The following is an 18437-nucleotide window of genomic DNA, read 5'->3' as shown; positions in this document are numbered from 1 at the left end:
ACCCCATGACTGACCGCATCAAAGAGAACTACACCGAGAGCATCCAGACCAAGATAGCCGCCGCCGAGGCGCTGCCGGATGCCATCCATACCGCAGCCCAGATGCTGACCATCTGCCTGCTCAATGGCCACAAGGTGATGGCATGCGGCAACGGTCCTTCCGCAGCGCTGGCCCAGCTGTTCATCTCGGAATTGGTCAACTGCTACGAAACCGAGCGCCCTTCCCTGCCCGGCATGGCGCTGACCCCTGACATGGCCACCATCAGCGCCATCGCCACCGACCATGGTTTTGAAGAGGTGTATGCCAAGCAGATCCGGGCGCTCGGTCAGCCCGGCGATATCCTGGTGGTCATCACCACCACCGGCAACAGCCGCAGCCTGATCAAGGCCGCCGAGGCAGCCCTCTCCCGTGACATGACCATAGTGGTGCTGGGTGGCGGTGACGGCGGCGAGATCGCCGGTCTGCTCGGCCCCAACGACGTGGAGATCCGGGTGCCGTCGGCTCGTCGACCCCGCATTCTGGAAGTGAACCTGTTGACCCTGCACTGCCTGTGTGATCTCATCGACCAGACTCTTTTCCCGCAACAGGAAGATTGAAACCATGAACAAGCAAATGCTCCTGCTCGGCCTGCTGGCCGGCACCCTGCTGCTGCAAGGTTGCGCGGCCGTAGTGGTAGGCGGTGCAGCCGGCACCGCCAAAGCCTCCGGCGATCGCCGCACCCTGGGCGCCCAGTGGGATGATCAGGCTATCGAGCTGAAAGCGGCCAACCTGCTGGCTGACAACAAGCCGCTCAGCACGGCCAGCAAGATCAGCGTCTACAGCAACAACGGCCGCGTGCTGCTGGTCGGCCAGACACCTTCTGACGCTTACAAGCTCGAAGCTGGCAAGATAGTGGCCCGCATCGAGGGAGTACGCCATGTCTACAACGAATTGCGCCTCGGCCAGCCGGTCAGCATAGGGGTTCGCAGCAACGACTCCTGGATCACCTCCAAGGTGCGGGCAGACATGCTGGGCGCCAAGAATTTTGACAGTGCCAAGGTCAAGGTGGTCACCGAAAATGGCGAGGTATTCCTGATTGGCCTTGTGACCCGCCAGGAAGGGGATCACGCCGTCGAGATCGCCCGCCACGTCAGCGGCGTGAAGCGCGTGATCAAGGCCTTCGAGTTTGCCCAGAACTAGCACTGACTACCGACGCTCGGCATAAAAAACGCAGCCAGTTGGCTGCGTTTTTTTATTTGATGACCTTCAGGGTCGGACGACCGCTCGGACGCGGCGGTTCCGGCTCGGGTTCCACCGGCGCTTCGGCTTGCTCCAGCCAGAGGTCATAACCCGGCTCGGGCGGGAACAGGGTCCCCACGCCGTTTTCCCGGGCATGGATGGCCAATACGGCCGCCATGGGGATGTAAACCTGCTGGGAGACACCACCAAAACGGGCGCTGAAGCTGATGGCTTCATTGTCCATGTGGAACTGCCCTACCGCACGGGGGGCGATGTTCAACACTATCTGTCCATCCTGGACAAACTGCATCGGCACCATCACATGAGGGATGTTGACGTTGACCACCAGATGCGGGGTCAGGTCATTGTCCAGCAACCAGTCGAAGAACGCCCGCAGCAGGTACGGGCGACTGGGTGTCATTGTCGGTTCCATGCTCATACGCCGGCACGGATCTCGCGCTCGGCTTCAGTCAGAGAAGCCTGGAAAGACTCGCGCTCGAACAGACGAACCATGTAGGCCTTCAGCTCTTTGGCGCCACGACCGGTGAAGTCGATGCCGAGGCTCGGCAGACGCCACAGCAGCGGGGCCATGTAGCAATCGACCAGACCAAACTCTTCGCTCATGAAATAGGGCATTTCACCGAAGATCGGCGCGATGGCCAGCAGGTTGTCCCGCAGTTCGGCACGCGCCGCATCCACGTCGGTACCCGCCATGATCTTGTCGGCCAGAGAATACCAGTCCAGCTCGATACGATGCATCATCAGACGGCTGTTGCCGCGGGCCACAGGGTAGACCGGCATCAGGGGCGGGTGCGGGAAGCGCTCGTCCAGATACTCCATGATGATGCGTGAGGTGTACAACGCCAGCTCGCGATCGACCAGGGTCGGTACGGTGTTGTAGGGGTTCAGCTCGGCCAGCTCATCCGGCAGGTTGCTTGGGTCAACCTGGCAGATATCTACGCTAACACCCTTCTCCGCCAGGACAATGCGCACCTGATGGCTGAACATATCGTTGGCACCGGAAAACAGCGTCATTACCGAACGCTTATTGGCAGCTACAGCCATTGAACCCTCCCGTCATTAAAAAGCAGAAACGGCAATGAAGCCTCTTGGTCTTCATTGCCGTGCATTATATTACCCGGATCTGGTCGCTTAGTGAACGTCGCGCCAGAATTCCTTCTTCAACAGCACAGTGAAGATGAAGAAGATCACGATGAAGCCAAGTACCCAGAAGCCCATGCGTTCGCGCTCCTGTTGTACCGGTTCAGCCGAGTAGACCAAGAAGTTTACCAGATCCAGTACCGTCTGATCATACTCTTCGTTATTCATTTCACCGTTGCCGTCAGATTTGACACTGACAACCTGCTGCACTTCCACTCCGTCGACGGTGTGGGTCGCGAACTCGGCGCGGGGCGTGCCTTGCAGCGGCTCCAGCACATGGGGCATGCCCACGGACGGGAATACCACGTTGTTCACGCCAAACGGACGGGTCTCATCCACGTAGAAGGAGCGCAGGTAGGTGTAAATCCAGTCGGCACCACGTACCCGGGCAACCAGCGTCAGATCGGGGGGCGGAGCGCCAAACCATTTGGCCGCATCCTTGTCCGGCACCGAGTTTTCCATCAGATCGCCGATCTTGGCACCATTGACGATCAGGTTGGCCGCCATCAGATCTTCCGGAATACCAATGTCTGCCGCCACCCGGTTGTAACGCTGGTACTGGGTGCTGTGACAGCCAAAGCAGTAGTTCATGAAGGTGGCCGCACCACGCTGCAACGACGCCTTGTCGTTCAGGTCATAGTTGGCCTTGTCCAGGTGCACTGCCCCGGTGTTGGCAAACACCAGCGACGGCAGCAGGGTCAGCACTGCAAAAATTATTCTTTTCATTTAAATGTCACCCTCTCCGGCAGCGGCTTGGTGCTTTCATTCTTGCTGTAGAAGAACAACAGGATGAAGAACCCGAAATAACCCAGGGTACAGATCTGGGCGATCAGCGTCAGGGTCGGAGTCGATGGCAAGACGCCGAGCACCCCGAGAATGATGAAGCAGACCACGAACTGGGCGATGTTCAGCTTGTGCAGGGTACTGCGATAGCGCACCGAACGTACCTTGCAGCGATCCAGCCAGGGCAGCAGGAACAGCACTACGATGGAAAGCCCCATCATGATGACGCCCAGCAGCTTGTCAGGCACCGCCCGCAAAATGGCGTAGAAGGGGGTGAAGTACCACACAGGCGCAATGTGTGCCGGGGTCTTCAGACCATTGGCTACTTCAAAGTTCGGTTTCTCGAGGAAATAACCCCACATGTCCGGCTTGAAGAAGATGATGGCGCAGAACAGGAACAGGAAGCCTGCAACCCCGATCATGTCCTTGACGGTGAAGTAGGGGTGGAATGCCACCGCATCCAGCGGCCAGCCGTTCTCGTCCTTGTGCTTCTTGATGTCGATACCGTCCGGGTTGTTGGAACCCACTTCGTGCAACGCCAGGATGTGCATGGCAACCAGCATCACCAGTACCAGCGGCAGGGCGATGACGTGCAGTGCGAAGAAGCGGTTCAAGGTAGCGCCGGAGATGACGTAGTCACCGCGGATCCATAGGGTCAGATCGTCACCGATGACCGGAATGGCGCCAAACAGTGAGATGATGACCTGGGCCCCCCAGAACGACATCTGGCCCCACGGCAGCAGATAGCCCATGAAGGCTTCCGCCATCAGGCAGAGGAAGATCAGCATGCCGAAGATCCACAACAGCTCGCGCGGCTTCTGGTAGGAGCCGTAGATCATGCCGCGGAACATGTGCAGATAGACCACGATGAAGAAGGCGGATGCACCGGTGGAGTGCATGTAGCGCAGCAACCAGCCGTAGTCCACATCCCGCATGATGTACTCCACGGAGGCGAAGGCACCTTCGGCGGAGGGGTTGTAGTTCATGGTCAGCCAGATACCCGTGATGATCTGGTTGACCAGCACCAGCATGGCGAGCGAGCCAAAGAAGTACCAGAAGTTCAGGTTCTTGGGCGCCGGGTACTTGGCCATGTGGTCGTTGTACATGGCAGTGAGCGGAAAGCGGTAGTCAATCCAGCCCATCAGTTTGGCAAACATGGTCAGGCCTCCTTGCCATCGGCACCGACCAGGATGGTGGTGTCGCTAAGATATTTGTACGGCGGAATGACCAGGTTCAAGGGTGCTGGCACCCCCTGGAACACTCGACCAGCCATGTCAAACTTGGAGCCATGACAGGGGCAGAAGAAGCCTGAGGTCACGCCCTGTACCTGCTCGCCAAAGCTGTCCGGCAGATAGGAGGGGGAGCAGCCCAGATGAGTGCAGATACCGACGGCCACGAAGATCTCCGGCTTGATGGATCTGTAACCGTTGTGGGCATAGTCGGGTTGCTGGGGCTCGTCGGAAGCCGGATCGCGCAACTTGTCGTCGTGCGCGGCCAGGGCATCCAGCGTCTGTTTGGTGCGTTTCACCACCCAGACCGGCTTGCCTCGCCACTCAACACGGATGAGCTGGCCTGGTTCCAACTTACTGATATCCACTTCGACCGGAGCACCCGCCGCTTTGGCTTTGGCACTCGGGTTCCATGACTTAATAAACGGCACTGCGGTAAAAGCAGCTCCTACCCCACCAACGGCGACCGTTGACCAGGTAAGAAATCTGCGGCGACCGGTATCAACTGGCGCATTGCTCATCCAAAAACTCTCCCATGTGGACTCCGCACATTCTTATTGTGTCCCTGTTCCCCTTTCTTCCATGACAACAGCGGCGGAAGCGGAGTTACAATTGTCACAGAAAAACCGAGGGAATTTTAAAGAAAAGATAACAACTTGACAAGAAAGAGAAGCGAAGGTCAAAAACAATAAATACACAATTTTTTGTCTTTTGTGACGTGGTGTTAGCAATACCGTTGGTAATATTACCAATAAAAAAAGCCTGGCACATGGCCAGGCTTTTTTGACACTCGTGAGAGTGCGTACCAAAAGCGAATTAACGCTTGGAGTACTGCGGACGCTTACGAGCTTTGTGCAGACCGACTTTCTTACGCTCAACCTTACGGGCATCGCGAGTAACAAAGCCTGCTTTACGCAGTTCGGAACGCAGGGTTTCATCGTACTGCATCAGAGCACGAGTGATACCGTGGCGGATCGCACCAGCTTGACCGGAGATGCCACCACCGTTAACGGTGATGTACAGGTCCAGTTTCTCGGTCATCTCAACCAGTTCCAGCGGCTGACGAACTACCATGCGGGCAGTCGGACGGCCGAAGTACTGCTCCAGGGAGCGCTGGTTGATTACGATTTTACCGCTACCCGCTTTGATAAATACGCGAGCAGTGGAGCTTTTGCGACGGCCGGTACCGTAGTATTGATTTTCTGCCATTGTTGCCAGTTCCCGTTAGATATCCAGTACTTGAGGTTGCTGAGCAGCATGAGCGTGCTCGGCGCCTGCGTAAACTTTCAGCTTACGGAACATGGCACGGCCCAGCGGACCCTTCGGCAGCATGCCTTTGACGGCAGCTTCGATTACCATTTCCGGTTTACGCTGAATCAGCTTGTCGAAGCTGATGGACTTGATACCACCCGGGAAACCGGAGTGAGCATGGTACATTTTGTCGGTAAATTTCTTACCGGTTACGTGTACCTTCTCAGCGTTTACAACGATGATGTAATCACCGGTGTCAACGTGCGGAGTGTACTCAGCTTTGTGCTTACCACGCAGACGAGCAGCGATCTCGGTTGCGATACGACCCAGAGTTTTACCTTCTGCGTCCACAATGTACCAGTCACGTTTTACGGTTTCTGGCTTGGCAACGAAAGTTTTCATTAAGTTAAACCCAATTACCTGTTACAGACCCAATTGCTTATGGGGGCTCTCCCACAAACAACAAACGATGGCCTACCTGTACCCCTTCGAATACAAGTAAAGCTTAAAGTGTTGCTGTCTTATCGACAGCTGTAACGTGGGCCGGGCGATTATAAGTGAAGTTGCCTTAAATATCACCTGCTAATTTCACTGCCATGAAGCTAGCAAATGTCGCCCGGCCCTACCTGCCGCAGATGCCCATCCGACTGGCAGGCGCGGTATTGTGACTAAGGAAGGTGCACTCTGGCAAGGTATTCGTGCGATTGCATTTCCTGAAGCCGTGAAAGACAACGTTTGAACTCGAAATTCAGCAGCCCGTTGCCATAGAGTTCCTGCATGGGCACCGCCGCCGATATGATCAGCTTGACGTGCCGCTCATAGAACTCGTCCACCATGGCGATGAAGCGGCGCGCCGCGTCATCCGTGCCCGCCCCCATTGGCTGCACATTGGCCAGCAGGACGGTGTGAAACAGCCGGGCCAGCTCGATGTAATCGCCCTGTGAGCGGGGAGTACAGCAAAGTTGCTCAAACTCCATATAGAGCACACCTTCCCCCATCCCCAGCGACGCCAGTTGACGGTGATTGATCTCGACACTGCCCGCCCGGGCCTCTTCCAGCCCGGTTAACTGCCGAAAATAGCGATCCAGATTGGATTTTGCCTGCTGATCCAGCGGGAAATGATAAATCTCCGCCTGCTCCAACGTACGCAGGCGATAGTCGGTGCCGCCGTCCACGTTAAGTATCTCGCAATGGCGCTCGATGAGCGCGATCGCCGGTAGAAAACGGGCGCGCTGCAGACCATTTCGATACAAATCCTGCGGCGGTATGTTCGAGGTCGCCACCAGCACCACTCCATGGCCGAACAACTCCTGGAACAGAGTCCCCAGCAGCATGGCGTCGGTGATGTCGGAGACGAAAAACTCGTCGAAGCAGATGACGTCGGTTTCGCCGGCCAGCTTGCTGGCGATCAGCTTGAGCGGATCGGCCTGACCGGTCAGCCCCTTGAGCTCATCGTGCACCCGGTGCATGAAACGGTGGAAGTGAATGCGCAGCTTGCGCTCTCCCGGCAGGCTGTCGAAAAAAGTATCCATCAGCCAGGTCTTGCCTCTGCCCACTCCGCCCCACATATATAGACCCAGGATGGGCGTGCGGGGTTTCGGCTTTTGCAGCCAGCCCAGCAGGCCGCGGGATCTGGTCGGAGTCGGGGTTTGGCACAAATCCTGATAGAGTCGCTCCAGACGGGCCACTGCGATCGCCTGGGCGGGGTCGGCCACGAAGCCGGGGCGCTGCAAATCCTGCTGATACTTTTGCTGCGGGGTCATCCTGTCGATTGCCTTCAAGTCCCTGAATGAAGGACAAAATGGTATCACGCTCTCGGGGTGCACGGTATAGTGCCATCAAGGCGTAGCGGCCGCTTTGGCCGCATCAACCCACATTGATTTAGCTGTAACAAGGAGCATCTATGAGTCTGTTAAACGGGATCCTGCTGGCTGTCGCCGCCTTGATTATCGGTGTCATCATCGGCCGCTTCACAGTGCGCAGCCGGGATGCCGGCCGTCTGGAACAAGAACTGAAGAAGGCTCACAAGGAACTGGAAAGCTACCAGGGCCAGATCAATACCCACTTCGCCGACAGCGCAGCCCTGATGGAACAGCTGGCCGAGCAGTACCAGACCCTTTATCGCCATATGGCGGAGCAGAGCAAATTCCTGGCCAAGGCTCAGGAGCCGCTGTTCCGTGAAACCCTGCTCGACGAGAGCAGCGATGTCCCGGCCAATGAAGAACCGGGCGTACCACCCCGTGACTATGCAGGGGCCTCCGGTCTGCTCAAGCAGTCCAGTTAGTTCCCTGCGGAACTAATTGCGCGGTAGCGTGGTCAGACCTTGACGATTGCATTGCAACTTTTTCTGGGAGCTGTTTTTCATATGCGTAAACCTCTTTCTGTGCTCAGTGTGTTAGCCCTCAGTGTCGGTATCGCCATGTCTGCGGCCCCTGTACAGGCTGCACTGCCCTCTCTGCTGGCGAACAATCAGGAGATGCCGAGCCTGGCGCCGGTACTCGAGCAGGTCACTCCTGCCGTGGTCAACATTTCAGTCTCCGGCAAGAAGATCACCCGCCAGCGTCTGCCGGAACAGTTCCGTTTCTTCTTCGGCCCCAACATGCCCGACGAGCAGGTGAGCGAGCAGCCCTTCCAGGCACTCGGCTCCGGCGTCATCATCGATGCCAAGAAGGGCTACGTGATCACCAACGCCCACGTGGTGCACGAGGCGGACGAGATCAAGGTCAACCTGAAGGATGGTCGTGAATACGCCGCCAAGAAGATAGGCGAGGACAAGCAGTCCGACATCGCGCTGCTGCAAATCAAGGCCGAGGATCTGGTGCAGATCAAGTTTGCCGACTCCGACGAGCTGCGGGTCGGTGACTATGCGCTGGCCATCGGCAACCCGTTCGGCCTCGGCCAGACCGTCACCTCCGGCATCGTCAGCGCGCTCGGCCGCAGCGGCCTCAACATCGAAAATCTGGAAAACTTCATCCAGACCGATGCGGCCATCAACTCCGGCAACTCAGGTGGCGCCCTGCTCAACCTGCGCGGCGAGCTGATCGGCATCAACACCGCCATCCTGGGCCCGAACGGCGGCAACATCGGCATCGGCTTCGCCATTCCGTCCAACATGGTACGCGACCTGTCCGAGCAGATCGTGAAATACGGTGAAGTGCGCCGCGGCCAGCTGGGCATCACCGGCACCGAGCTCACCTCCGAAATCGCCAAGACCTTCGGCTACAACAAGAAGGATGGTGCCTTCGTCAACCAGGTCATGCCTGACTCCGCCGCCGCCAAGGCGGGCATCAAGGCCGGCGACATCATCATCAGCATCGATGGTAAAGCTATCCGCTCGTTTGGTGAACTGCGCGCCAAGATCGCCACCATGGGGGCTGACAAGCAGGTTGCCCTTGGCCTCATCCGCGATGGCAAGGAGCAGACCGTCAAGGTCACGCTGAAGAAGGCGGATGACAGCGAGATCCTGGCCAGCGCCCTGCACCCGGCCCTGGAAGGGGCCAAGCTGAGCACCACCGCCGAGCCGGTGACCGGCGTGGCCGTGGCCGACATCGATCCGCGCTCGCCTGCCGCCGCTTCCGGCCTGCAGAAGGGTGACATCATCATCGGGGTCAACCGCCTGCGCATCAACTCGTTGGAAGAGCTGAGCAAGGCATTGAAGAACAAGCCGGATGTGCTGGCGCTGAACATCCAGCGCGGGGAATCCTCCCTCTATCTGGTGATCCGTTAACTCCCTCTCACCCGCGGCCCTCGCCGCGGGTGATTTTTATCCACCGATAGTGTTATTCTCTGCGCGCTGTATGTACGGATGAGAATGACATGAAAATCCCCCCTCTAGTCAGTTACTTGGGCAAGTCTGTCGGCTTCGGTCTCACCGTGGCGGCTCTTCTGTTGCTGCTGTTTCCCAATTTCCGTGGCGGGGCCCAGCTACCCGGCCTCATCACCAATGCCCGTGAACTGAGTTTCTCCTACGCCGCCCACCGCGCCGGGCCGGCGGTCGTCAACATCTATACCCGCAGCTTCGCCCGCAACCAGGGCAATCAGGCCGAACTCAGACCGCAGGGGCTCGGCTCCGGCGTCATCATGAGCCAGCGTGGCCACGTGCTGACCAACTATCATGTCATCGCCGACGCGGACCAGATCATCGTTGCGCTGCAGGATGGGCGGGTATTCAGCGCCGAGCTGGTCGGCTCCGATCAGCTAACCGATCTGGCGGTGCTCTACATCGAGTCGGACAATCTGCCGGTGATCCCGCAGGATCCGGAGCGCCTGCCCGACGTGGGTGACGTGGTGCTCGCCATCGGCAACCCCTACAACGTCGGCCAGACCATCACCCAGGGCATCATCAGCGCTACCGGCCGCATCGGCCTCTCCAGCATGGGCCCGGACAGCAACGGCCGGCAGGATCTGCTGCAGACCGACGCCGCCATCAACGAGGGCAACTCGGGGGGCGCCCTGGTCAATGCCCGCGGCGATCTGGTGGGCATCAACACCGCAGCCTACCACCTCAACGGCAACCAGGAGAGCTACGGCATCAGCTTCGCCATCCCCTACAAGCTGGCCAAGCGCATCATGGATGAGCTGATCGCCAACGGCCGGGTGATCCGCGGCTACCTCGGCATCTCCAGCGTCGAGATCAACCCCATCGTCGCCCGCATGATGAACCTGGGCGATCTGCGCGGCCTGGTGGTGGAGAGCCTGGATCCCAACGGTCCGGCCACCAGAGGCGGGTTGAAGCGGGGCGACGTGCTGCTCAAGATCAACGGCGAGGCCATCAGCGGCGTACGTACCGCCATGGACAAGATCGTCGAGAGCCGGCCGGGCACCAAGCTCACCATCTCGGTGATCCGTGACGGCAAGCCGCTGGAGGTGGAGGTCACCATCGAAGAGGATCTGCGCTACCAGAACCGGGCCAGCGCGAGCGCCGCCACCGCCAGCTGATCCCGCCAACTCTCTTTGACAGGGGCGGTCAACCGCCCCTGTTTGCTTCTCCCACACTCCTCCATCCGTGAGGCGACTCACAGTTTCCAGCAAGCCTGCTCGTCCCGGCTCGACGGACCAAGTGCGCCCTCGATCACACAAAGTCGGCCCCGATAGCAGCCCTTTGCCCCTCCACCCCACAAAAATCACCGTTTTCAGCCCAGGCGTGCGGGAATTTCCGCTTCGAATCGGAAAAACCGTGCCTCCTCTCTCCTCTACTGCCGGCTTAGGGTAGCGCTATCCCTTCTGCCAGCCTTGGAGAGCAGACCTTGCACACAGAGACCCATGACCAGAACCTGACCCCGGACAGCCCGGCGTTGCTGCGCCAGACCGACCACACGCTGGCGCGCATCCACACCCTGCTCGGCGAGCAGGGCATCCGCCCCAACGAGGTACAGCGGCAGATGCTGGCCTCCCACGTCAAAGCCATGGTATGGCGCTCCTACAGCGGTGAATCGCTGCCGGAGGTGGATCTCAGCCTGTTCGAGGAGATCTCCCCCCTCTCCCTGCGTCTGGCCGAACAGGTCGTCGCCTGGCTGGACAAGCTGGCCTATGAAGAGGCCCATCTGCTGTCCGTCCATTTCGAAGTTGCCAAAGAAAACGAACTCAGCTCAGTGAAAGGAGAAAGCTAAATGACAGCCATCAAACTCGTGATCGGTGATCGACTCGGCAAGGGGCAGAAAGTGGGGGCAGGTGCGGAAACCGCCGGCGCCAGCGTGACCATCATCCCCGGCATGGCCGCCGACATGAAGCTCGGTGACGTGATGAACAAGGAGCAGGCGGATCTCGGCATCTCCTTCTGCGGCAGCGGCGGTGCCGGTGCCATCACGGCGCAGACCAAGTACGGCTACAAGTGCCGCTACGGCATGCGCTCCATCGAAGAGGGCGTGACCGCCATCAACGAAGGCTGCGTGGTGCTGGGCTTCGGCTTCATGGACAAGGAAGAGCTGGGTCAGAAGCTGATCGAAGCCTTCGCCAAGAAACACGGACGCGCCTGATGAAAGAGGACTTCACCACCCAGGTCATGGTCAGCGGCAAGGGGCCGACTCGCCAGCAGGCGTTCGCCGCCGCCCTCAGCCAGGTGCAGCCAACGCTGCTCAAGGACAACCCGCGGGTGATGCTGCGCATCGAGCCGCTCGAGGTGCAGGTGCTCAAGGCCGAAGAATCGGTCCGGGTGGAGAAGTTCCTATTCTTCTTCCTGCCGCGCCAGCGCCGCGAATTCCGGGTCCAGCTGGCGATCACGGTCAAGGTCACCAGCCTGGATGCCGAGCAAGTGGCGTTCACCCTGGTGTGACGCCGCCCGCGGGTACCACCCCACAAGAAGGATACGTTGGATGTTTCTAATCATATTTATCAAGTCACTCATCATCGGCGGCCTGGTCGGCGTCGGGGTGGGGGCCGGCGCGGCACGGATGTTCCACGCGCCGACCGTACAGGGCATGGGAGCCTTCCGTACCCTGGGAGAGCTCAACTCCTGTGAAGGGGACCCCGCCTCCCACTTCTCGTTTGGTCTGGGCTTCTTCTTCAACGCCTGGGCCTCCACCGTGGCGGCCGGCGCCTTCACCCAGGATGTGGATCATCGCATCATTCCGCACTGGGCAACGGCGGCACTGCTGTTCAAGAACCGGGATCTCGCCACCACCCTGCACGACCCGAAGAAGATGGCCATCGCCGGCGGCATCATAGGTGCCATCGTGGTCGCCTTCCTCAACAGCACGGCCGCCGCCGTACCGGCCGCATTGCAGGTCACCGCGGTCAAGGTGCTGGTACCGGCCGCCAACCTGCTGGTCAACACCGTCATGCCGGTGATCTTCTGGCTGGCCGCCATCGAGGCGGGCAAGAAGTCCGGTTTCTGGGCCACCATCTTCGGCGGTCTGGCCCAGCTCATCATGGGCAACGCGGTACCGGGCCTGGTGCTCGGCATCCTGATCGGCAAGGGCGTGGAAGAGAGTGGTTGGAACCATGTCACCAAGGTGATGATGGCGGCCATCGTCCTGCTGTTCGTGCTGAGCGGCTTCTTCCGCGGCTTCGACATGAAACTCATCGAGTCCTTCCATCTGGGGGTTCCCCTGTGGCTGGAAAACGTCCATAACCTGCTGAGCGGCAAATAAGGGGTCACACCGTGGATGAGAAACTGAAAAACAACTTCTGGTACGCCGACTGGTCCTTCCCCATCTTTGTCGGCCTGCTCTCGGCCGGGGTCTTTGCCGGTACCCACATGTTCTATCTGTACGGGGTCGGCGCCTTCAACGAGGTGGCCTTCGTCGCCATGCTCAAGGCCGGCATGGACACCGGTGCCTATGGTGCGGTGGCGGCTTTCGGCGCCAGCTTCCTGTTTGCCCGCATCATCGAGGGCTCCCTGGTGGGGATCCTGGATATCGGCGGCGCCATCCAGACCGGGGTCGGCCTCGGCGTGCCCGCCCTGCTGCTGGGGGCCGGCATCGTCTATCCGGTGGAGAACTTCGGTGCCTCCCTGGCAACCGGCATGGGGATTGGTCTGGCCATCGGCTACGTGATCATCCTGGCACGCAAGTTCACCATCAATCAGAGCAACTCCACCTACGGCGCCGACGTCATGATGGGGGCTGGCAACAGCTCGGGCCGCTTCCTCGGCCCCTTAATCATCCTCTCCGCCATGGGCGCCTCGATTCCGATCGGCATCGGCTCTCTGCTGGGTGCGCTGCTGTTCTACGTGTGGGGCAAGCCCATCACCGGCGGTGCCATCCTGGGGGCCATGCTACTCGGCACCTTCTTCCCGGTTGCGCTTGCATAACCATCCGCCGCCCTGCGGGGCGGCGCTCGAGAGGCCATCTAGCATGTACGACATCATCATCAAAGCGGGGCGCCAGGGAGATGGCCTGCTCGTCGATATCGCCATCTGGGAGGGCAAGATAGCCGCCATCGGTACCCTGCCGGAGATGGCAGCAGCGCAGCAGATCCTGGATCTCGGCGGCCGGGTGCATGTGAGCGCCGGCTGGATCGACGGCCACACCCACTGCTACCCCGCCTCCCCCATCTATCACGATGAGCCGGACAAGGTGGGCGTGGAATCCGGCGTCACCACCGTCATCGACGCCGGCAGTACCGGGGCCGACGACGTGGATGACTTCCAGCGTCTCGCCGCCGGCTGCAAGACCCGGGTGCATGCCCTGCTCAACATCTCCCGCATCGGCCTGCTGCGCCAGAACGAGCTGGCCGACAGCCGGGACCTCGATATGGATCTCGCCTCGGCGGCCATTGCCCGCCACCCCGGCTTCATCGTCGGCATCAAGGCGCGGATGAGCGGCAGCGTGGTGGGTGAGAACGGCCTGCAGCCGCTGCGCATGGCCAAGGCACTGCAACAGGCCCACGGCCGGCTGCCGCTGATGGTACACGTGGGCAACACGCCGCCGGATCTGGACGAGATTGTCGCCCTGCTGGGCGATGGCGATCTGCTGACCCACTGCTTCAACGGCAAGCCCAACCGCATCCTGACCCCGGCCGGTGAACTGCGCCAGGCGGTGCGTGAGGCGATGCAACGGGGACTCTTGCTCGACATCGGTCACGGCGGCGCCAGCTTCAGCTTCGAGGTGGCGGAGCTGGCCATTGCCCAGGGGATCCTGCCCCGTACCATCAGCTCGGATATCTACTGCAAGAACCGCATCAAGGGGCCGGTCTACAGCCTGGCCCACGTGATGTCGAAGTTTCTCGCCATCGGCATGACCCTGGAGCAGGTGCTGGCCTGCGTCACCCAACATGCCGCCGATGCCCTGCGCCTGTCCGGCAAGGGGCGACTCGAGGTGGGCGCCGATGCCGACCTGACCCTGTTCGAGGTGAGCAGCGGCCCCACCCTCTTTACAGATACCGAAGCCGGCGCCCGCAATGGCGATCGGCAGTTGCTGCCCCTCGCCGCCCTGGTCGGTGGCGAACTGGTTCTGACTCACTATGGGAAATCACACCATGCCTTCTGTGTATGAGAAATATCAGCTCAAACCGGTGATCAACGCCTCCGGGCGCATGACCATTCTCGGCGTCTCCACCCCCGAGCAGGAGGTGGTCGACGCGGTCAACTTCGGCCTCGGCCACTACTTCGAGGTGAAGGATCTGGTCAACAAGACCGGCGCCTACCTGGCCGGCTTGCTGGACGTGGAAGATGCGGTGGTGGTCTCCTGCGCCAGCGCCGGCATCGCCCAGTCGGTGGCCGCAGTGATAGTGCGCGGCGACCCCTACCGCCTCGAGCAGTTGCACGCCCATGCCCACGATGTGCCGAGCGAAATCGTGTTGCCCAAGGGACACAACGTCAACTTCGGCGCCCCGGTCGGCACCATGGTCAACCTGGGTGGCGGCAAGGTGGTGGAGGCCGGCTACGCCAACGAGTGCTCTGCCGCCCAGCTGGCCGCCGCCATCAATGCCAGCACAGCTGCCATCCTCTACATCAAGTCCCACCACTGCGTGCAGAAGAGCATTCTGTCGGTGGCCGAGGCAGCCGAGGTGGCCAAGGCCCACGGGCTCCCGCTCATCGTCGATGCGGCGGCCGAGGAAGATCTGCGTCTCTACTACAACCTGGGGGCCGATCTGGTCATCTACAGCGGCGCCAAGGCCATCGAAGGGCCCACCAGCGGGCTGGTACTTGGCAAGCGCCAGTACGTGGAGTGGGTCAAGCAGCAGGCCAACGGCATCGGTCGCGCCATGAAGGTGGGTAAGGAGGGGCTCCTCGGCCTCACCCACGCCATCGAGCGCTATCTGGCCAAGGAGAAGGAGAGCGGCGCCGCCATGGTCGCCAAGATGACCCCCTTCATCGAGCGCCTCAACCAGCTACCCGGCGTCAGCGCCAAGGTGGTGTGGGACAGCGCGGGGCGCGACATCGCCCGCACCGATATCGCCTTCGACCACCAGCAGATCGGCATGACTACAGTGCAGGTCGTCGCCCGTCTGCAACAAGGCACGCCTGCCATCTACTGCCGCGGCTACAAGGCCAACGAGGGGCACCTCGAGATAGACGTGCGCAGCGTCACCCTGCCCCAGCTCGACCAGATCCACTCCGCCATTGCCCACCTCGTTCAGGAGAACAACTGATGTCTTTGACTCCCAATTACTACCGCGATCGGGTCTGCCTCAACGTGCTGGCCGGCTCCCGACAGAATGCCGTCGACATTTATGAGGCCGCCCAGGGCCATGTGCTGGTCGGCGTGCTCTCCAAAAACTACCCGGATGTGCCCTCCGCGGTGGCCGACATGCAGGCTTACGCCAAGCTTATCGACAATGCCCTCTCCATCGGGCTGGGGGCCGGCGATCCGCGCCAGTCCGCCATGGTGGCCGAGCTGGCTCGCCAGCTGCAGCCCCAGCACGTCAATCAGGTGTTCACCGGCGTCGGCGCCAGCCGGGCGCTGCTCGGCCAGTCTGACACCCTCGTCAATGGCCTTGTCTCCCCCACCGGCACGCCGGGGATGGTGAAGATCTCCACCGGCCCACTGAGTAGCCAGCAGCCCGACGGCATCGTCCCCATCGACACCGCCATCGCCCTGCTCAAGGACATGGGCGGCAGCTCGGTCAAGTTCTTCCCCATGGGCGGACTGGCCTGCCGCGCCGAATATCAGGCGGTGGCCGAGGCCTGTGCTCGCCACGGCTTCTGGCTGGAGCCCACCGGCGGCATCGATCTCGACAACTTTGAGGAGATAGTGCGGATTGCGCTGGATGCCGGGGTCGAGAAGGTGATTCCCCACATCTACAGCTCCATCATCGACAGTGCGAGCGGTCAGACCCGTCCCGAGGACGTGCGTACCCTGCTGACCACGGTGAAGCGGCTGCTGGCCTGACAGCCCTCAGGCACCGGTCCGATCACTGACTGGTGCCTGGCTTGTTAATGACTCGCTTGTTAACATCGATTTTTCATTCCGCGACAGGAGTCCGTTCCCCCCTCATGATCAAGCTGCCCCACCCCAGACTCCATCAACTGCTCACCCTGCTCCACGCCGAACCGCTGCCGCAGGAGGAGCTGGCCCGCCGCCTCAATGTCTCCACCCGCACCGTGCGCACCGACGTGGCGACCCTGAACGAGATCATCGCCACCCGGGGCGCCCACCTGATCCACCAGCGCGGCAGCGGCTATCAGCTCAAGATCTACAATCAGGAGCTGTTCGAGGTACTACTGGCGGCCCAGGAGCAGGAGAGCGGGCTGCCCCGCACCAGCCGCGAGCGGGTGCTGCACCTGCAGATCCTGCTGTTGACGGTAGAGCAGGGCATCAAGCTCGACGAGCTGGCGGACACCTGGTATCTGAGCCGGGCGGCACTGCAGGGGGACATGGCGGAAGTACGGGAGCGGCTCGCCCACTTCGGACTCACCATCGACAGCAAACCCAGACAGGGGATGCGGATCCAGGGGGGCGAGACGGCCATCCGCGCCTGCCTCACCCAGCTGCTCTATCAGGAGCTGCTGCACAGCAACCCGCTGCAGAGCCTGCTGCCCAACCTCTGTCCCAGCAAGACGCTGGAGGTAGTGGGCAATCACATCCACGAGCAGCTCGGCCGTCATCAGCTGCGCCTGGCCGATGAGAGCCTGCAGCAGCTCGCCATCTACTGCGCCGTCGCCCTGCTGCGCCAGGCGGCCGGCCACGAGCTGCACCAATTCACCTGCGAGGATCTCACGGCACCTCTGCTGGCGGTCGCGCGCGACATCTATGGCGAGCTGCCGACCCTGACCCCGCCGGGGGAGGAGGAGATAGCCTGCCTCGCCATCCAGATCCAGGCCCGCCTCACCGCCGATGCCCCCCAGCTCAGCCCGGCCATGGCGGCCGAGAGCGAACAGCTGGTGGAGCATCTGCTGGCCTACATTCACCAGCACTACCCCTATGACCTGCGCGGCGATCTGCAACTACGGGCCGACCTGCAGACCCACATCAGCGCCATGCTGCTGCGGGTCAAATACCAGATCGGCAGCCACAATCCGCTGGCGGACCACATCAAGCAGTACTACCCCCTCGCCTACGACATCACGCTGGCGGCTATCTCGGAGTGGATCAGGCAGACTCCCTATCGGCTGACCCACCACGAGATAGGCTATCTGGTGATCCACATCGGGGTCGGGCTGGAGCGCCACTACGACATCGGTTACACCCGCCGCCCCCAGGCGCTGCTGCTGTGCGATGCAGGCAACGCCACCTTTCGGGTGCTGGAGGCCCGCATCAAGCGGGAGTATCCCCAGTTGCAGCTGACCATGCTGGAGTCGGTGCGGGATTACGAAGGGCTGGCGCGGATCGAGCAGGACTTCGTCATCAGCACCGTCAAGGCCGGCGAGAAGAACGTGCCCGTGGTGCAGGTCGCCCCCTTCCCGACCCAGTACCAGCTGGAGCAGCTCGGCAAGCTGGTGCTGGTCGATCGCACCCGCCCCTACCTGCTCGACAAGTACTTCGATGCCGACCACTTCATGGTGGCTACCGAACCGCTCAGCCAGGCGGCGCTGTTTGATCGCATCTGCAGTCAGCTGGAGGCGGAGGATCTGGTGGAGAGCGGCTTTCGGGGATCGTTGCAGGAGCGGGAGCGGATCGTCTCCACCATGCTGGGGGACGGCATCGCTCTGCCCCACTCCCTCGGCCTGCTGGCGCGCCGCACCCTGGTCTATACCGTGCTGGCCCCGCAGGGGATCGACTGGGGCAACGGCGAGAGCGCCACCCTCGTCTTCGTGCTGGCCATCGCCAAGGCCGACTACGAAGAGGCCATGGGGCTCTACGACCTGTTCCTGGCGCTGATGAACGAAAAAGCCAGCAGGAATCTGCTGGCTTGTCGGGATTTTGCCGCCTTCAAGGCGCTGGCACGCAGCGCACCTTGAGCATGCCGAGGTGC

The 18437-nt window shown here is 61.1% G+C and carries 22 protein-coding genes; 14 read left to right on the top strand and 8 right to left on the bottom strand.

Features of this window, described 5'->3' with window-relative positions; translation table 11 throughout:
* Nucleotides 1-5: 5 nt before the first annotated feature.
* Nucleotides 6-596 (top strand): D-sedoheptulose-7-phosphate isomerase, encoded by a 591-nt coding sequence (locus tag ACPW75_RS23240; RefSeq protein WP_005305871.1) that lies wholly within the window; start codon nt 6-8, stop codon nt 594-596.
* A gap of 4 nt (nt 597-600) precedes the next feature.
* Nucleotides 601-1179 (top strand): division/outer membrane stress-associated lipid-binding lipoprotein, encoded by a 579-nt coding sequence (dolP, locus tag ACPW75_RS23235; RefSeq protein ID WP_081398578.1) that lies wholly within the window; start codon nt 601-603, stop codon nt 1177-1179.
* Nucleotides 1180-1231: 52 nt separating this feature from the next.
* On the opposite strand, the gene ACPW75_RS23230 is transcribed toward dolP, so the two are convergent.
* From ACPW75_RS23230 to zapE, 8 genes are all read right to left on the bottom strand, one after another.
* Complete coding sequence (locus ACPW75_RS23230) at nt 1232-1657, bottom strand: ClpXP protease specificity-enhancing factor (protein ID WP_017409380.1); 426 nt, start codon at nt 1655-1657, stop codon at nt 1232-1234.
* Nucleotides 1654-2283 carry a stringent starvation protein SspA gene (sspA, locus tag ACPW75_RS23225; protein WP_011707594.1) on the bottom strand — a complete coding sequence of 210 codons (630 nt, stop codon included), beginning with the start codon at nt 2281-2283 and terminating at the stop codon, nt 1654-1656. The genes ACPW75_RS23230 and sspA overlap by 4 nt, the downstream gene beginning before the upstream one ends.
* An 87-nt stretch (nt 2284-2370) precedes the next feature.
* Nucleotides 2371-3105, bottom strand: a complete 735-nt coding sequence (locus ACPW75_RS23220) for a cytochrome c1 (RefSeq protein WP_011707595.1) — start codon at nt 3103-3105, stop codon at nt 2371-2373.
* Nucleotides 3102-4319 carry a cytochrome b gene (locus tag ACPW75_RS23215; protein WP_077095252.1) on the bottom strand — a complete coding sequence of 406 codons (1218 nt, stop codon included), beginning with the start codon at nt 4317-4319 and terminating at the stop codon, nt 3102-3104. The genes ACPW75_RS23220 and ACPW75_RS23215 overlap by 4 nt, the downstream gene beginning before the upstream one ends.
* 2 nt (nt 4320-4321) lie before the next feature.
* Complete coding sequence (gene petA / locus ACPW75_RS23210) at nt 4322-4912, bottom strand: ubiquinol-cytochrome c reductase iron-sulfur subunit (RefSeq protein ID WP_011707597.1); 591 nt, start codon at nt 4910-4912, stop codon at nt 4322-4324.
* Between the two features lie 295 nt (nt 4913-5207).
* Nucleotides 5208-5600: a 30S ribosomal protein S9 gene (gene rpsI, locus ACPW75_RS23205; protein WP_005336286.1), complete on the bottom strand. Its 393-nt coding sequence runs from the start codon at nt 5598-5600 to the stop codon at nt 5208-5210.
* A gap of 15 nt (nt 5601-5615) precedes the next feature.
* On the bottom strand, nt 5616-6044 hold the full coding sequence (gene rplM, locus ACPW75_RS23200; protein ID WP_005336289.1) for a 50S ribosomal protein L13: 429 nt from the start codon (nt 6042-6044) through the stop codon (nt 5616-5618).
* A gap of 266 nt (nt 6045-6310) precedes the next feature.
* Nucleotides 6311-7405 (bottom strand): cell division protein ZapE, encoded by a 1095-nt coding sequence (gene zapE, locus ACPW75_RS23195; RefSeq protein WP_043160648.1) that lies wholly within the window; start codon nt 7403-7405, stop codon nt 6311-6313.
* Nucleotides 7406-7545: 140 nt separating this feature from the next.
* Between zapE and ACPW75_RS23190 the strand changes: the two genes are divergently transcribed.
* The 12 genes from ACPW75_RS23190 (at nt 7546) to ACPW75_RS23135 (ending at nt 18423) form a co-directional block, all read left to right on the top strand.
* On the top strand, nt 7546-7926 hold the full coding sequence (locus ACPW75_RS23190; RefSeq protein WP_011707599.1) for a YhcB family protein: 381 nt from the start codon (nt 7546-7548) through the stop codon (nt 7924-7926).
* An 81-nt stretch (nt 7927-8007) separates the two neighbouring features.
* Nucleotides 8008-9369, top strand: a complete 1362-nt coding sequence (locus ACPW75_RS23185) for a Do family serine endopeptidase (protein WP_011707600.1) — start codon at nt 8008-8010, stop codon at nt 9367-9369.
* Between the two features lie 89 nt (nt 9370-9458).
* The gene (gene degS, locus ACPW75_RS23180; RefSeq protein ID WP_011707601.1) at nt 9459-10580 is read left to right on the top strand and encodes an outer membrane-stress sensor serine endopeptidase DegS; all 1122 of its coding nucleotides are present in this window, start codon (nt 9459-9461) and stop codon (nt 10578-10580) included.
* 308 nt (nt 10581-10888) lie between these two features.
* Nucleotides 10889-11251: a transcriptional regulator gene (locus tag ACPW75_RS23175; protein WP_017409378.1), complete on the top strand. Its 363-nt coding sequence runs from the start codon at nt 10889-10891 to the stop codon at nt 11249-11251.
* Nucleotides 11252-11617, top strand: a complete 366-nt coding sequence (locus ACPW75_RS23170) for a glycine-rich SFCGS family protein (RefSeq protein ID WP_011707603.1) — start codon at nt 11252-11254, stop codon at nt 11615-11617.
* Nucleotides 11617-11913 carry a DUF4312 family protein gene (locus ACPW75_RS23165; protein ID WP_029302025.1) on the top strand — a complete coding sequence of 99 codons (297 nt, stop codon included), beginning with the start codon at nt 11617-11619 and terminating at the stop codon, nt 11911-11913. Before ACPW75_RS23170 ends, ACPW75_RS23165 begins: the two co-directional genes overlap by 1 nt.
* A gap of 40 nt (nt 11914-11953) precedes the next feature.
* Nucleotides 11954-12730, top strand: a complete 777-nt coding sequence (locus tag ACPW75_RS23160) for a DUF4311 domain-containing protein (protein ID WP_016352193.1) — start codon at nt 11954-11956, stop codon at nt 12728-12730.
* Nucleotides 12731-12741: 11 nt separating this feature from the next.
* Complete coding sequence (locus ACPW75_RS23155) at nt 12742-13392, top strand: DUF4310 family protein (RefSeq protein WP_011707606.1); 651 nt, start codon at nt 12742-12744, stop codon at nt 13390-13392.
* A 43-nt stretch (nt 13393-13435) separates the two neighbouring features.
* Complete coding sequence (locus tag ACPW75_RS23150; protein ID WP_425904374.1) at nt 13436-14575, top strand: amidohydrolase/deacetylase family metallohydrolase; 1140 nt, start codon at nt 13436-13438, stop codon at nt 14573-14575.
* On the top strand, nt 14559-15674 hold the full coding sequence (locus ACPW75_RS23145; protein ID WP_077095254.1) for a DgaE family pyridoxal phosphate-dependent ammonia lyase: 1116 nt from the start codon (nt 14559-14561) through the stop codon (nt 15672-15674). Before ACPW75_RS23150 ends, ACPW75_RS23145 begins: the two co-directional genes overlap by 17 nt.
* Complete coding sequence (dagF, locus tag ACPW75_RS23140; RefSeq protein ID WP_077095255.1) at nt 15674-16414, top strand: 2-dehydro-3-deoxy-phosphogluconate aldolase; 741 nt, start codon at nt 15674-15676, stop codon at nt 16412-16414. Before ACPW75_RS23145 ends, dagF begins: the two co-directional genes overlap by 1 nt.
* Before the next feature lie 104 nt (nt 16415-16518).
* Nucleotides 16519-18423, top strand: a complete 1905-nt coding sequence (locus tag ACPW75_RS23135) for a BglG family transcription antiterminator (protein WP_077095256.1) — start codon at nt 16519-16521, stop codon at nt 18421-18423.
* Nucleotides 18424-18437: the final 14 nt, after the last annotated feature.

Origin of the sequence: Aeromonas sp. FL131, from assembly GCF_049860615.1 — a bacterium.
Lineage (GTDB): Bacteria > Pseudomonadota > Gammaproteobacteria > Enterobacterales > Aeromonadaceae > Aeromonas > Aeromonas hydrophila.
This window is presented reverse-complemented; position numbering and strand designations above follow the sequence as displayed.

Excerpts from the sequence above, each read along its gene's own strand:
- ACPW75_RS23160 (WP_016352193.1), top strand. The coding sequence starts at position 11,954 with ATGTTTCTAATCATATTTATCAAGTCACTCATCATCGGCGGCCTGGTC.
- ACPW75_RS23150 (WP_425904374.1), top strand. The coding sequence starts at position 13,436 with ATGTACGACATCATCATCAAAGCGGGGCGCCAGGGAGATGGCCTGCTC.
- petA (WP_011707597.1), bottom strand. The coding sequence starts at position 4,912 with ATGAGCAATGCGCCAGTTGATACCGGTCGCCGCAGATTTCTTACCTGG.
- ACPW75_RS23170 (WP_011707603.1), top strand. The coding sequence starts at position 11,252 with ATGACAGCCATCAAACTCGTGATCGGTGATCGACTCGGCAAGGGGCAG.
- ACPW75_RS23220 (WP_011707595.1), bottom strand. The coding sequence starts at position 3,105 with ATGAAAAGAATAATTTTTGCAGTGCTGACCCTGCTGCCGTCGCTGGTG.
- zapE (WP_043160648.1), bottom strand. The coding sequence starts at position 7,405 with ATGACCCCGCAGCAAAAGTATCAGCAGGATTTGCAGCGCCCCGGCTTC.
- ACPW75_RS23135 (WP_077095256.1), top strand. The coding sequence starts at position 16,519 with ATGATCAAGCTGCCCCACCCCAGACTCCATCAACTGCTCACCCTGCTC.
- ACPW75_RS23190 (WP_011707599.1), top strand. The coding sequence starts at position 7,546 with ATGAGTCTGTTAAACGGGATCCTGCTGGCTGTCGCCGCCTTGATTATC.
- dagF (WP_077095255.1), top strand. The coding sequence starts at position 15,674 with ATGTCTTTGACTCCCAATTACTACCGCGATCGGGTCTGCCTCAACGTG.
- ACPW75_RS23185 (WP_011707600.1), top strand. The coding sequence starts at position 8,008 with ATGCGTAAACCTCTTTCTGTGCTCAGTGTGTTAGCCCTCAGTGTCGGT.
- ACPW75_RS23215 (WP_077095252.1), bottom strand. The coding sequence starts at position 4,319 with ATGTTTGCCAAACTGATGGGCTGGATTGACTACCGCTTTCCGCTCACT.
- rpsI (WP_005336286.1), bottom strand. The coding sequence starts at position 5,600 with ATGGCAGAAAATCAATACTACGGTACCGGCCGTCGCAAAAGCTCCACT.
- ACPW75_RS23145 (WP_077095254.1), top strand. The coding sequence starts at position 14,559 with ATGCCTTCTGTGTATGAGAAATATCAGCTCAAACCGGTGATCAACGCC.
- dolP (WP_081398578.1), top strand. The coding sequence starts at position 601 with ATGAACAAGCAAATGCTCCTGCTCGGCCTGCTGGCCGGCACCCTGCTG.
- degS (WP_011707601.1), top strand. The coding sequence starts at position 9,459 with ATGAAAATCCCCCCTCTAGTCAGTTACTTGGGCAAGTCTGTCGGCTTC.
- ACPW75_RS23240 (WP_005305871.1), top strand. The coding sequence starts at position 6 with ATGACTGACCGCATCAAAGAGAACTACACCGAGAGCATCCAGACCAAG.
- ACPW75_RS23230 (WP_017409380.1), bottom strand. The coding sequence starts at position 1,657 with ATGAGCATGGAACCGACAATGACACCCAGTCGCCCGTACCTGCTGCGG.
- ACPW75_RS23165 (WP_029302025.1), top strand. The coding sequence starts at position 11,617 with ATGAAAGAGGACTTCACCACCCAGGTCATGGTCAGCGGCAAGGGGCCG.
- rplM (WP_005336289.1), bottom strand. The coding sequence starts at position 6,044 with ATGAAAACTTTCGTTGCCAAGCCAGAAACCGTAAAACGTGACTGGTAC.
- sspA (WP_011707594.1), bottom strand. The coding sequence starts at position 2,283 with ATGGCTGTAGCTGCCAATAAGCGTTCGGTAATGACGCTGTTTTCCGGT.